This is a genomic window from Aureimonas sp. AU4 (genome assembly GCF_001463765.1).
Classification (GTDB): Bacteria; Pseudomonadota; Alphaproteobacteria; order Rhizobiales; family Rhizobiaceae; genus Aureimonas.
Genome location: NZ_BBWK01000043.1, coordinates 1 through 12043 on the forward strand (window position 1 = coordinate 1; position 12043 = coordinate 12043).

General features: G+C 71.3%; 14 protein-coding genes. 9 read left to right on the forward strand and 5 right to left on the reverse strand.

From position 1 onward, the window contains the following. Positions 1-339: 339 nt before the first annotated feature. The gene (locus tag AUL35_RS13305; protein ID WP_062015550.1) at positions 340-645 is read left to right on the forward strand and encodes an urease subunit beta; all 306 of its coding nucleotides are present in this window, start codon (positions 340-342) and stop codon (positions 643-645) included. A gap of 31 nt (positions 646-676) precedes the next feature. On the opposite strand, the gene AUL35_RS13310 is transcribed toward AUL35_RS13305, so the two are convergent. After that, a complete protein-coding gene (locus AUL35_RS13310; RefSeq protein WP_062015552.1) occupies positions 677-1162 on the reverse strand; it encodes a hypothetical protein in 486 nt (161 codons plus the stop codon). 35 nt (positions 1163-1197) lie between these two features. Then, complete coding sequence (locus AUL35_RS13315) at positions 1198-1620, reverse strand: hypothetical protein (protein WP_156417985.1); 423 nt, start codon at positions 1618-1620, stop codon at positions 1198-1200. Positions 1621-1757: 137 nt separating this feature from the next. Here AUL35_RS13315 and ureC point away from each other — a divergent pair, with 137 nt between their 5' ends. The 6 genes from ureC (at position 1758) to AUL35_RS13345 (ending at position 7098) form a co-directional block, all read left to right on the forward strand. Continuing rightward, positions 1758-3470 carry an urease subunit alpha gene (gene ureC, locus AUL35_RS13320; RefSeq protein WP_062015556.1) on the forward strand — a complete coding sequence of 571 codons (1713 nt, stop codon included), beginning with the start codon at positions 1758-1760 and terminating at the stop codon, positions 3468-3470. A gap of 9 nt (positions 3471-3479) precedes the next feature. Continuing rightward, a complete protein-coding gene (locus AUL35_RS13325) occupies positions 3480-3950 on the forward strand; it encodes a DUF29 domain-containing protein (protein ID WP_062015558.1) in 471 nt (156 codons plus the stop codon). A gap of 31 nt (positions 3951-3981) precedes the next feature. Then, positions 3982-4452 carry an urease accessory protein UreE gene (locus tag AUL35_RS13330; RefSeq protein WP_062015559.1) on the forward strand — a complete coding sequence of 157 codons (471 nt, stop codon included), beginning with the start codon at positions 3982-3984 and terminating at the stop codon, positions 4450-4452. Next, positions 4415-5125: an urease accessory protein UreF gene (locus AUL35_RS13335; protein WP_244493771.1), complete on the forward strand. Its 711-nt coding sequence runs from the start codon at positions 4415-4417 to the stop codon at positions 5123-5125. Before AUL35_RS13330 ends, AUL35_RS13335 begins: the two co-directional genes overlap by 38 nt. Beyond that, on the forward strand, positions 5122-5775 hold the full coding sequence (gene ureG / locus AUL35_RS13340; RefSeq protein ID WP_062015561.1) for an urease accessory protein UreG: 654 nt from the start codon (positions 5122-5124) through the stop codon (positions 5773-5775). Before AUL35_RS13335 ends, ureG begins: the two co-directional genes overlap by 4 nt. Positions 5776-5883: 108 nt before the next feature. Continuing rightward, positions 5884-7098, forward strand: a complete 1215-nt coding sequence (locus AUL35_RS13345; RefSeq protein WP_156417986.1) for a diguanylate cyclase — start codon at positions 5884-5886, stop codon at positions 7096-7098. A 4-nt stretch (positions 7099-7102) separates the two neighbouring features. Here the strand turns inward: AUL35_RS13345 and AUL35_RS13350 are convergent, their stop codons facing one another. From AUL35_RS13350 to puuE, 3 genes are read right to left on the reverse strand one after another with little or no spacing between them, the layout of a single operon-like run. Next, positions 7103-7591, reverse strand: coding sequence for an ureidoglycolate lyase (locus tag AUL35_RS13350; protein WP_062015565.1), 489 nt, complete (start codon positions 7589-7591; stop codon positions 7103-7105). Next, complete coding sequence (alc, locus tag AUL35_RS13355; RefSeq protein ID WP_082666318.1) at positions 7588-8607, reverse strand: allantoicase; 1020 nt, start codon at positions 8605-8607, stop codon at positions 7588-7590. Before alc ends, AUL35_RS13350 begins: the two co-directional genes overlap by 4 nt. Beyond that, positions 8604-10040: an allantoinase PuuE gene (gene puuE, locus AUL35_RS13360; RefSeq protein WP_062015567.1), complete on the reverse strand. Its 1437-nt coding sequence runs from the start codon at positions 10038-10040 to the stop codon at positions 8604-8606. The genes alc and puuE overlap by 4 nt, the downstream gene beginning before the upstream one ends. A 176-nt stretch (positions 10041-10216) precedes the next feature. On the opposite strand from puuE, the gene uraH reads away from it, so the two are divergent. Then, a complete protein-coding gene (gene uraH, locus AUL35_RS13365; protein WP_062015569.1) occupies positions 10217-10588 on the forward strand; it encodes a hydroxyisourate hydrolase in 372 nt (123 codons plus the stop codon). Positions 10589-10591: 3 nt separating this feature from the next. Next, positions 10592-12043, forward strand: coding sequence for a xanthine dehydrogenase small subunit (gene xdhA / locus AUL35_RS13370; protein ID WP_062015572.1), 1452 nt, complete (start codon positions 10592-10594; stop codon positions 12041-12043).

Genomic DNA, 12043 nt, shown 5'->3' on the forward strand with positions numbered 1-12043 from the left:
GTTCCCGCCGGCGCGGCGGTGACCAGGACCGCCGCGACGGCACCGGCCAGAAGCACGGTTCCTTTCGCGTGAGAGAGCATGGCGTGTCGAACCCTGTTGGTGACGCGGCCTGTTCGGGTGTTACCCGCCGGCCGTCTCGTTCTGTCTTCGGCTTTCTAGCCCGCACAGGTTTCGTTCCGATTGCGCGGGCGATACGGGACGATGTCATCCGATCTGCGCGGTTAACGCATTGCGCGCCGTCAAGTTTCGCGCGATCCCGCCGGTTGCGGCCGCGCCCGCCCCATGCCAGCCTTGCGCTGCACGCAGGGCGGGCGGGAACGTTTGACGAGGGACTGACTGATGATTCCGGGCGAGATCCTGACGCGCGAGGGCGACATCACGCTCAACGAGGGCCGCGAGGCGATCGAGCTCAAGGTCGCCAACACGGGCGATCGGCCGATCCAGGTCGGCTCCCACTACCACTTCGCCGAGACCAACCCGGCGCTGCGCTTCGACCGCGAGGCCGCGCGCGGTCTCCGGCTCGACATCGCGGCGGGCACCGCGGTGCGCTTCGAGCCGGGCCAAGCGCGCGACGTGCGCCTCGTGCCCTTCGCGGGCCATCGTCGCGTCTTCGGCTTCAACGCGAAGGTGTCGGGCGACCTTTGAGGGCGGGCTCCGTTCGGGGAGCCCGCCGCCCTCAGTTGCCGCGTGCGTCCGGCGTCGCGTTCGGCCCGGCGCGCAGCGCCGAGCGGATCCCCGACAGGTCGACGTTCACGCGCGGGCGCGGGATGTTGTAGAGCGACGCCGGTCCGGTTCCGGCAATGCTCTGGGAGCCGCCCGTGCCGGTTCCGAGGGCGGTGGTTCCGGTGCCGCCGATCGTGGTCGCCGCGCCCACGTTGCCGCTGCGCGCCACCGCGTCGGCATTCACCGAGTTGATCGTGGTGGAGCCGGCCGTGGCGCGCTGCTGCGTCGAGGTCGCACTGCTGCCGAGCGCGCCGCCGCTCGTGCCCACCGTGTTGGACGCGCCGCCAAGGCTCGGCGAGACGCCGCCCCCGGCGGACCCGCCGAGCGAGGAGCCCCCGGCGCTGCCGCCGCCCGCAGCGCCGCCGAGCGACTGGGCCAGAACCGGGGAGGCGAGGAGAAGCGCGGCCGAGACGGCCAGGGAAAGCGGGAGGCGGGACACGGGACGGTTCCTTCGGGTCGGGTTCATGACAGGCTCTAGCGCGAGCGATGCGGGTTGGGAACGATTCGCGCCCGGCGCGGCGGCGAGATCGGGCGCGTGACGCCGCTCCGGTTGAGAACGGAGGGGTCGGAGCGCGCGAAGTCGCCGGCCGTGTCGGGCTGGAGGGTGGAGCGACCCTCGGCCGCGCGCAGGCGCGTGGAGGTGCCGTCTGCGTCGGGCCTGGGCACGCGCGGGCGCAGGAACGAGTCGTCGACGTCCCGCCCGTAGGCCCGTTCCACCGGCGTGTCGCCGAAGACCGGCGCGTCCGGGATCGCGACGCTTGCGCGCGGCGAGCGGTAGTTGCCGATCCGCGCGCCGCTCATCGACGACCCGGCCGGCGTGCCGGGCGGGCCGAAGCCGTAGGGCTGGGCGAGGGCGGGCGTCGCCAGGAGGCCGAGGGCGAGAAGAAGCGGGCGCATGAGGCGATAATGCGCCGGGCGCGGAAAGGTCGCGAGAGGGGCGCGCCCGCCGCCCACAATTCTTCGCGATTGCGTTTGCCCCCGCGAGTGCGCTTAGACTTTGCTGCCCTGCCGTGAAACGAGGACCGCGCCGCACCATGCCCGTGACGATCTCCCGCGCCAGCTACGCCGCCATGTACGGGCCCACCGTCGGCGACAGGGTGAGGCTGGCCGACACGGAGCTCCTGATCGAGGTGGAACGCGACCTCACCACCTACGGCGAGGAGGTAAAGTTCGGCGGCGGCAAGGTGATCCGCGACGGCATGGGCCAGTCGCAGCTCAGCCGGGCGGAAGGGGCGGTCGACACCGTCATCACCAACGCGCTGATCGTCGACCATACCGGCATCTACAAGGCCGATGTGGGCCTGCGGGACGGGCGCATCCACGCCATCGGCAAGGCTGGCAACCCGGACACGCAGGCCGGCGTCACGATCGTGGTCGGCCCCGGCACGGAAGCGATCGCGGGCGAGGGCAAGATCCTGACCGCCGGGGCGATCGACAGCCACATCCACTTCATCTGCCCCCAGCAGGTCGAGGACGCGCTCCATTCCGGCGTCACCACCATGATCGGCGGCGGCACGGGACCCGCGCACGGCACGCTCGCCACCACCTGCACGCCCGGGCCCTGGCATCTGGCGCGCATGCTCCAGGCGCTCGACGGCCTGCCGATGAACTTCGCGCTGGCGGGCAAGGGCAACGCCTCCCGGCCGCAGGCGCTGGTGGAGATGATCCGCGCCGGCGCCTCCTCGCTCAAGCTCCACGAGGACTGGGGCACGACGCCCGCCGCGATCGACTGCTGCCTCACGGTCGCCGACGACCACGACGTGCAGGTCATGATCCACACCGACACGCTCAACGAGTCGGGCTTCGTCGAGAACACGGTGGACGCCTTCCGCGGGCGCACGATCCACGCCTTCCACACGGAAGGGGCGGGCGGCGGCCATGCACCCGACATCATCAAGGTCTGCGGCCTGCCCAACGTCCTGCCGGGCTCCACCAACCCGACGCGGCCCTATACGGCCAACACGCTGGAAGAGCATCTCGACATGCTCATGGTGTGCCACCACCTCGACCCCTCGATCCCCGAGGACATCGCCTTCGCCGAGTCGCGCATCCGGCGCGAGACGATCGCGGCCGAGGACATCCTGCACGACATCGGCGCCTTCTCGATCGTCGCCTCCGACAGCCAGGCCATGGGCCGCGTCGGCGAGGTGGTGATCCGCACCTTCCAGACCGCGAGCAAGATGCGCCAGCAGCGCGGGCGCCTGTCCGGCGAAACCGGCGACAACGACAACCTGCGCGTCCGCCGCTACATCGCCAAGATCACGATCAACCCCGCGATCGCGCAGGGGCTCTCGGCCGAGGTCGGCTCGGTGGAGGTCGGCAAGCGGGCCGACCTCGTGCTCTGGGACCCGGCCTTCTTCGGCGTGAAGCCGGCCATGGTGCTGCTTGGCGGCACCATCGCGGCCGCGCCGATGGGCGACCCCAACGCCTCGATCCCGACGCCCCAGCCCGTGCATTACCGCCCGATGTTCGCCGCCTTCGGCAAGGCGGTGGGCGCGAGCGGCATCACCTTCGTGTCGGGCGCCGCGATGGAGGACGACCTGCGCACGCGGCTTGGCTGCGAGAAGCTCTTCGTGCCCGTCCGCAACACGCGCGGCGGCATCGGCAAGCGCTCGATGGTGCTCAACGACCTCACCCCCCGCATCGAGGTCGACCCCGAGACCTACGAGGTGCGCGCCGACGGCGAGCTCCTGACCTGCGAGCCCGCCACGGTCCTGCCGATGGCCCAGCGCTACTTCCTGTTCTAGATTCAGCCCATGGCCAAGGCGCTTCCGCACGAACCCACGCTCTACGAACGCGACTTCTTCGCCTGGACGCAGGACCAGGCGGCGCGCCTGCGCGCGCGCGCCGCCTTCGACAACCGGGGCGACATCGACTGGGAGAATGCCGCCGAGGAGATCGAGGACTTGGGCTCTTCGCAACGCAACGAGATCGAAAGCCGTCTCGCCGTTCTCCTGATGCATCTTCTGACATGGCGTTTCCAACCCGCCGAACGTTCCAACAGCGGGCGCGCCACGATCGCCGAGCAGCGCTTGAGGCTCGCGCGGCGCCTGCGGCAGAATCCGCGCCTGCGATCCTACCCCGGCGATATCCTGGCCGAGGAATATCCCCTGGCCAAGCTGCGCGCCGTCGCGGAAACGGGACTGGTGCCGGATGCCTTCCCCGACGCCTGTCCCTTCACGATCGAAGACATCCTGGACCCCGACTTCCTGCCGGAGGCTGCATGACCGTCCGCCCCTTCCCGGCGAGCCGACCCGCGTGATCGAGGCCGGCACCATCATCGAGCGCGGCGCCTGGGAGCGACCGGCGGCCGACACGATCACCCTCGACGAGGCGCAGCGCCACCGCCGCCGCATGGCCATGGTCTCGGACGGCGGCATCGCCTTCCTGCTCGACCTGCCCGAAGCGCATCGCCTGCGCGAGGGCGACGCGATCCTCCTGTCGGACGGGCGCCTCCTGGAGGTGCGCGCCAAGCCCGAGCCGCTCGTGGCGGTGTCGGGGCAGGGTGCGGCGCACCTCCTCGCGCTCGCCTGGCAGATCGGCAACCGGCACCTTCCCTGCCAAATCGAGGCGGACCGCCTTCTCCTGCGGCGCGACCACGTGGTGGAGGCCATGCTGCGCGAGCTCGGCGCGCAGGTCGAGCCGGTCGAGGCGGCCTTCGATCCGGAAGGCGGCGCCTATGGCGGAACGCATGGCGGCCATCACCACCCCCATCATGGACACGACTGACGGCACCGGGCGCGGCGGGGGCCTCGCCCTCGTCCAGCTCCTGACCTGGCTCTCGCCCGCCTTTCCGGTCGGCGCCTTCGCCATGTCGCACGGGCTGGAAACGGCGGTGCGCGAGGGGCATGTGCGCGACGGCGAGGCGGCGCGCGACTGGATCGCGGCGCTTCTCGCGCAAGGCAGCGGCTGGAACGACCTCGTGCTTCTCGCGGCCGCCTACAGGGCTTGTGCCGCCGGCGACGGCCACGCCGTGCGCGAGGTGGCCGAGCTGGCCCTCGCGCTCGCCGGCTCGCAGTCGCGCCGCGCCGAAACGCTGGACCTGGGCGAGGCCTTCCGCCGCGCCTCGGCACCCTGGGCCGGACGGCCGAGTGAGGGTGAGGAAGAGGCCTATCCGGTCGCCGTCGCGCGGCTCTGCGCGGCTCGCGCCATTCCCCTCGACGCCGCGCTCCTCGCCTATGCGCAGGGCTTTTCGTCGACGCTCCTGTCGGCCGGGCTTCGTCTCGTGCCGCTCGGGCAGGGGGCGGTGACGCAGGCGCAGCACGACCTGGAAACTCCCATCCTCGATGCCGCCCGGCGCGCGGGCGCCTCGACGCTCGCCGACCTCGGCTCCGCCGCGCTCCTGTCCGACCTTTGCGCCCTTCGCCACGAGACCCTGCAACCAAGGCTCTTCCGATCATGACCGAGACGCATGCTTCGCCCCGCCGCAACGGCCCCTTGCGCGTCGGCATCGGCGGCCCGGTCGGGTCCGGCAAGACGACGCTCTGCGAGCGCCTGTGCCGCGCCTTGCGCGACAGGGTGTCGATCGGCGTCGTCACCAACGACATCTACACGACCGAGGACGCCGAGGCGCTGGTGCGACGGCAGGCGCTGCCGGCCGACCGCGTCATCGGCGTCGAGACCGGCGGCTGCCCGCACACGGCGATCCGCGAGGACGCCTCGCTCAACCTGCGCGCCATCGCCGAGCTTCGCGCGCGCCACCCGGACCTCGACCTCGTGCTGGTGGAATCGGGCGGCGACAACCTCGCCGCCACCTTCTCACCCGACCTCGTGGACCTGCAGATCTACGTGATCTCGGTGTGCCAGGGCGACGACATTCCCCGCAAGGGAGGGCCCGCCATCACGCGGTCCGACCTTCTCGTCGTCAACAAGACCGACCTCGCGCCCCATGTCGGCGCCGACCTCGATCGCATGGCGCAGGACGCCGCGCGCGGGCGCGGCCAGCGTCCGGTCGCCTTCTGCGACCTGTCGCGAAGCGTCGGCCTGGACGCCGTGACGGCCTTCCTCGCGACGCAAGGCGGGCTAGCGCTGCGCGAGCCTGCGACCGCCTGACGCAGGCGCGTTCCCGCGATGCGGCGCGACCGCTTGAGATTTCCTTTACGCCGCGGAACCTAGAACCGATCCCGAGCCGGCCAAAGAGTCCGGCCGGGGTCCAGAGCCATGAACGCGCCAATGACCGCTCCCGAGGGCATGCCGACCATGCCGGGGATCGGCCTGTTGCTCGGCCTGCCGCCCGGCCCGCGCGAGGCCTTCGAGCGCGACACCGAGCGGCAGCGCGTGCGCCAGCTGCGAGCCACGATCGTTCTCGGCCTCGTCTTCTACAATCTCTACAACCTGTCGAACTTCATCCTGATGCAGGAGCTCGGCTGGCTGCCGACGATCCTGCGCCTCGCCGTCACGGCGGCGGGAGGCGTCTTGATCGGGGCCGTGCCGCATCTCGGCGCGCGGCTGCGCGAGACGCTGGTCGCGATCGCCATGACCGGCGCCTCGCTCGTGCCGCTCTTCCTGTTCTGGCTGACGCGCTCGAGCCTCGGGCCCTATTCCTTCAGCGACTTCTTCCTGACGGTGGTCTATGCCAGCGTCCTTCTGGTCCTGCGCTTTCCCGCGGCCCTTCTCTACACGGCGCTCTGCCTGCCGCTGGCACTCGCGGCGATCTGGACGCAGCCGATCCTCACGCATGAACTGTGCTGGGCCCTGACGCTCCAGACCCTGACCGCCCTGATCTTTCTTCTCGTCAGCAACTGGTTGGTCCAGCGCATGCATCGCGAGAGCTACGTCGAGGTCTGGCTGCGCACGCGCGAGGCGCGCGAGCTTGAGACCGCGCGGCGCGCCTTCGCCGACCTCTCCGCCACCGACGCGCTGACGGGCCTTGCCAACCGGCGCCGATTCGACGAGGCGCTGGCCGAGGCCCATGCCAGAGCCCGCACCGCCGGCATCCCCTATGCGCTGCTGATGATCGACGTCGACCACTTCAAGCGCTTCAACGACGCCTACGGCCACCCGGCTGGCGACGGCTGCCTTCGAAGCGTGGCCGGCATCCTGGCCGCAGAGCTTTCGGGACGCGACGCCCTGATCGCGCGCTATGGCGGCGAGGAGTTCGCCGTCGTGCTGCGGGGAGGCGGCATGGACGGTGGGGCAAGGCTCGCCGCGCAGCTCGTCGAGGCGGTGGAGGCCCATGCCATCGCGCATGGCCAGCGTCCCGACACGGGGTGCTTCGTGACCGTCAGCGTCGGGGTCGCCGCCTACGAGGTGACGTCGGCCCTGCCGACCGCCGTGATGCGCGCGGCCGACGCCGCGCTCTACGAGGCCAAGCGGCGCGGCCGCAACCGCCACGCGCTCTTCGGCGCGGACGAGCCGGAGGCGCTGACCGCCTGACGCCTCAGGGAAGCACGAGCTCAAAGCCCTCCCCGAACGCGTATTCCTCGAGGTTGACCCCGTCGCCCTCGCGATCGACGACCAGGAAGTCGCAGACTTCCTCCAGCGCGATCAGCGGATGGTGCCATGCGCCCGCCGGATAGCTGACGCCTTGTCCAGCCCGCGCCATGAAGGCAGCCGGCTCGCCCGGCCTGCCGCCCGCGTCCTGCGCCACGACCACGAGATAGGGGTGCGGCGAAAGCGGCACGAAGGCCTGGCTGCCGAGCGGGTGGCGCTCCATCATCCGGATCGCGACCGGCGGCGCGAAGGGCTTGCCGCGAAAGATCGAGAGGATCGCGCGACCCTCGCCCACCTCCACCGGCGCCACCTCGTGGAAGCGCGTCGTGGTGCCGCCGTTGATGAGGCGGATCGAGCGGGCGTTGTCGCTCTCGATCACCTCGCCGAAGGGGCGAAAGGCATCGGCGTCGAGCGGCCGGGCCGTGATGCGCCTCACGGGGCGCGCCGCCCGAAAAGGCGCAGGCGCGACACGCCGCCGTCCGGAAAGATGTCGAGACGCACGTGGGTGACGGGACCGAGCGGCTCGACCCGGTCGATGCGGCGCTCCTCGTCGGCCTCGAGCTTGGTCTCGGGCACGAGGAGGGGCCAGCGGGCCGACACCTCGTCCAGCTCGGCGGGCGCGGGATCGCTGTCCAGCCTTGCCGCGCGCAGCGAGAAGCGGTCGGGATAGTTGCCCTTGAAGTGGCGCGTGTCGATCAGGAGATGCCGGATCGTGCCGGCGGTCCCGAGCTTCAGGACGCTCCAGTCGTTGCCCGGCCGGCGGCGGCGCGCCGTCTCCCAGCCATCGGCCATGAACGGGGCGCGGCCGGGCGCCAGCATGTTGGCGGGGTGGCCGTAATGCGCGTCGTTCCAGCCGAGCGGCACGCCGCCATTGACCTGCGCGGCGAGGTCGATCTCCTCCTCGGCCGAGACGTCCGACCAGTCGACCTGGATCGTGCCGAAGACGCGCAGGCGCGCAACGCCGCCGTCGGGATGGATATGGAGACGCAGCCACCGCGCGGGCGCGGGCTCGGCGATCGTGAAGAGGTTGTGCCCGTTGCCCTGCAGGGCGGAGCGCGGCACGAGCGGGCGCCAGTCGCCCTCGCCCGGCTCGCCCGCCGTGTCGGCGGCCTCGACCATCGCCTCGGGCGGAAAGTTGCCGGTGAAGAAGCTCGTGTCGATGTCGACGGCGTGAACCGTGCCGCGCCGGCCGAGGCGGATCACCGCCCAGTCGTGGCCGGCCACGCGCTTGCGGCGCGACTCCCAGCCGTCCATCCACTTGCCGTGGTCGTCGAAGCGGTCGGGATAGAAGACCGGCGGAGCCGGGTCGATCATGCGGCTCTTGTCGGCGAAGAAGTCGTCGGTGGCGAACGTCACCTCGGTGCCGAGCCGGGGATGGGCGAGGTCCACGAAGCGCTGAAGAAGGGCGTCCGCCTCGGGCAAAGGCTGGGCTGCGATGAAGCGGTCGCTCAAGAACGGTCTCCGAGGATCTGGTGGATGCGAAGGCGCGCGATCGTTTCCACCTCGCGCGCGGCGGTTTCCAGCTCGGCGGCCGGGTCGTTTTCGACGCGGCTCTCGAACTGGCGAAGGATGTCGTGCTTGGAAAGGCCGCGCACGGCCACCACGAAGGGGAAGCCGAAACGGGCGCGATAGCGCGTGTTGAGCGCGGTGAAGCGCGAAAGCTCGTCCTCGGTCAGCTGGTCGAGCCCGGCCGAGCGCTGCTCGCCGGCCGACTCGGCCGTCAGCCCGCCGCCGAGCGCGAGCCGTCCCGCAAGGTCGGGATGCGCCTCGACGACCGCGCGCCGTTCGTCGGGCGAGGCGAGGCGGAAGGCGGTTGCGAGCGCCGCCGCCAAGCCGTCGGCCGTGTCGTGGGCGGGGCCAAGGCCGCGCTCGTAGGCGCGTTCCGCCACCCAAGGCGAATGCTCGAAGACGCCGCCGAACATCGCGAGGAACACAGGGCGCTCCAGGCGGCTCGGCCGGGTGCGGGGAGCAAAGGGAAAGCGCTCGCGCCAGTGTCGCGCGATCGCCTCGCGCGTGGCCACCCACACGCCGTCCTTGGACCCGATGTAGTCGAGGAAGCGCGCCAGCGACGCCGCGCGCCCCGGCCGCCCGACGAGGCGGCAATGGAGGCCGACGTTCAGCATCTTCGCCGAGCCGGCCTCGCCTTCCGCGTAGAGCGTGTCGAACGCGTCCTTGAGATAGCTGAAGAACTGGTCGCCCGCGTTGAAGCCTTGGGGCGTTGCGAAGCGCATGTCGTTGGTGTCGAGCGTGTAGGGCAGCACGAGGATCGGCTTGGTCTCGGTCTCCTGCCAGTAGGGCAGGTCGTCGGCATAGGCATCCGACACGTAGAGGAAGTCGCGTTCCGCCGCGAGTTCCAGCGTATGCTCCGACGAGCGCCCCGTGTACCAGCCGAGCGGCGCCGCGCCGGTGACGGCCGCATGGAGCGCGACGGCCTCCGCCATGTCGGCGCGCTCGGCCTCGCGCGCGTGGTCGCGGTAGTCGATCCATTTGAGGCCGTGGCTCGCGATCTCCCAGCCCGCCTCCTTCATCGCGGCGACCTGTTCGGGGGAACGCTCGAGGGCGGTGGCCACGCCGTAGACGGTCACCGGCAGGCGGCGCTCGGTGAACAGGCGATGGAGGCGCCAGAAGCCAGCGCGCGCGCCGTACTCGTAGATCGACTCCATGTTCATGTGGCGCTGGCCGACCCAGGGGCTGGCGCCGACGATCTCCGACAGGAAGGCCTCCGAGGCCTTGTCGCCGTGGATCACCGCGTTCTCGCCGCCCTCCTCGTAGTTCACCACGAACTGGACGCAGATCCGGGCCGGTCCGCTCCCGCCGGGATTCGGCCAGGCGGGATCGGGGGTCCTGCGGCCGTAGCCGAGCATGTCGCGGGGGTAGAAGGTCATCGGCGGAGCTCGTGAGGTCGAAAGGCAGGTGACGAGGTAAACCGAAGCCCGCCCGCTTTCCAAGCCTCGGCCCACGCCCATCGATCGCCCGCCCGATCCTGACCCACTGGACGCCGGGTCGCCGGCGGGTGCAAACTCCTGACCAACGGGTCAAAATCGCAAGGGAGGACGGGCGCATGGCGGACGGGATGGCGGGCGGGCGGCTGACGACGCATGTGCTCGACACCGCGCGCGGTCGTCCGGCCGAGGGGCTCGACCTCGTGCTCGACCGCCTGGACGGGGCGGGCGGCCGCGAACGGCTGGCGGAGACCCGCACCAACAGCGACGGGCGCTGCGACGCACCGCTTCTGGACGGCGCCAGCTTCCGGCCCGGCCTCTACGAGCTGACGTTCCGCTGCGGCGACTACCTCAGGCGCAACGCCGGCGATCTGCCGGACCCGCTCTTCCTGGACGAGATCCCGATCCGCTTCGGCCTGTCGGAGGCGCGGCACTACCATGTGCCGCTGCTTCTCTCGCCCTTCGGCTATACCACCTATCGCGGGAGCTGACGCATGGACGCGATCCGCTTTCTCCTGAACGGCCGGGAATGCACGGTGGAGGGCGTCTCGCCCACCGCGACCGTGCTCGAGCACCTGCGCCGCACCGAGCGCCTGACGGGCACCAAGGAAGGCTGCGCGGAAGGCGACTGCGGCGCCTGCACCGTTCTCCTGTCCGAGCCGGACGGGGAGGGGGGGCTCCGACGCCGCGCGGTGAACTCGTGCATCCTCTTCCTGCCCGCGCTCCACGGAAAGAGCGTCGAGACCGTAGAGAGCCTGAAGGCGCCGGATGGCACGCCCCATCCCGTGCAGCGCGCCCTGGTCGAGCATCACGCCAGCCAGTGCGGCTTCTGCACGCCGGGCTTTGCGGTGCAGCTTCACGCCGGCTGGATCGGGGGCGCGCTTCCGGCGGGCGACCGGGCGGCGGTGAAGGATCTCGTCTCGGGAAACCTGTGCCGCTGCACCGGCTACGGGCCGATCGTCGATGCGGGATTGGATCTCGCCGACGTGCCGGTGCCGGATACGGCGGAGGCCGATGCCGCGACGGCGCGGCAACTCGTGGCCATGCGCGGTGACGAGGTGTTCGACTACCGGTCGCATGCCGGGCGCTGGCTCTCCCCGCGCGACGTCGACACGCTGGCCGACCTCTACGCCGCCCACCCGGAGGCGCAGCTTGTGGCAGGCTCCACCGATGTTGGGCTCTGGGTCACCAAGGGGCACCGCGCGTTGCCGCTCCTGATCGACGTCGCGAACGTCGCGGACCTCCGGCATGTCGAGGAGGGGCCGCACGCGCTCTACTTCGGCGCCGCCGTCACCCATGCCGAGGCGCGCCCGCATCTGGCCCGCCTCCACCCCGACCTCGACGAGCTGATGCGCCGCTTTGCCGGCTACCAGACGCGCAACAGCGGGACGGTCGGCGGCAACATCGCCAACGGCTCGCCGATCGGGGATCTTGCGCCCGCGCTGATCGCGCTCGGCGCGCGCGTCCATCTTCGCCGGGGCGACGCGATGCGCCAGCTGCCGCTGGAGGACTTCTTCCTCGCCTATGGCCGGCAGGACCGCCAGCCATCGGAGTTCGTGGTGGCGCTGGAGGTGCCGCTTCTCGACCCGGCCGAGCGCTACGCCGTATCGAAGATCTCGAAGCGCTTCGATTCGGACATCTCGGCCGTGCTCGCCGCCTTCAAGCTGCGCTTCGAGGGCGATGTCGTCGCGGAAGCCCGGCTTGCCTTCGGCGGCATGGCCGGAACGCCCGCCCGCGCCTCGACCGCCGAGGCCGCGCTTCTCGGCCGCCGCTTCGACCGCGAGGCCGCGCGCGACGCGGCCGAGGCGCTGGCCGAGGACTTTCAGCCGCTCACCGACATGCGGGCGAGCGCCGGCTACCGCCTTCTTGTCGCGGGCAACGCCATCGAGCGCTTCCGCCTGGAGCTGGAAGGCAGCGTTCCCACCCGGATCCGCGAGGTGGCCTGA

What these genes read in the sequence shown, in the direction of transcription:
- AUL35_RS13325 (WP_062015558.1), top strand. Translation starts at nt 3,480, where the DNA reads ATGGCCAAGGCGCTTCCGCACGAACCCACGCTCTACGAACGCGACTTC.
- ureC (WP_062015556.1), top strand. Translation starts at nt 1,758, where the DNA reads ATGCCCGTGACGATCTCCCGCGCCAGCTACGCCGCCATGTACGGGCCC.
- AUL35_RS13345 (WP_156417986.1), top strand. Translation starts at nt 5,884, where the DNA reads ATGAACGCGCCAATGACCGCTCCCGAGGGCATGCCGACCATGCCGGGG.
- AUL35_RS13305 (WP_062015550.1), top strand. Translation starts at nt 340, where the DNA reads ATGATTCCGGGCGAGATCCTGACGCGCGAGGGCGACATCACGCTCAAC.
- uraH (WP_062015569.1), top strand. Translation starts at nt 10,217, where the DNA reads ATGGCGGACGGGATGGCGGGCGGGCGGCTGACGACGCATGTGCTCGAC.
- AUL35_RS13315 (WP_156417985.1), bottom strand. Translation starts at nt 1,620, where the DNA reads ATGCGCCCGCTTCTTCTCGCCCTCGGCCTCCTGGCGACGCCCGCCCTC.
- ureG (WP_062015561.1), top strand. Translation starts at nt 5,122, where the DNA reads ATGACCGAGACGCATGCTTCGCCCCGCCGCAACGGCCCCTTGCGCGTC.
- AUL35_RS13335 (WP_244493771.1), top strand. Translation starts at nt 4,415, where the DNA reads ATGGCGGCCATCACCACCCCCATCATGGACACGACTGACGGCACCGGG.
- puuE (WP_062015567.1), bottom strand. Translation starts at nt 10,040, where the DNA reads ATGACCTTCTACCCCCGCGACATGCTCGGCTACGGCCGCAGGACCCCC.
- xdhA (WP_062015572.1), top strand. Translation starts at nt 10,592, where the DNA reads ATGGACGCGATCCGCTTTCTCCTGAACGGCCGGGAATGCACGGTGGAG.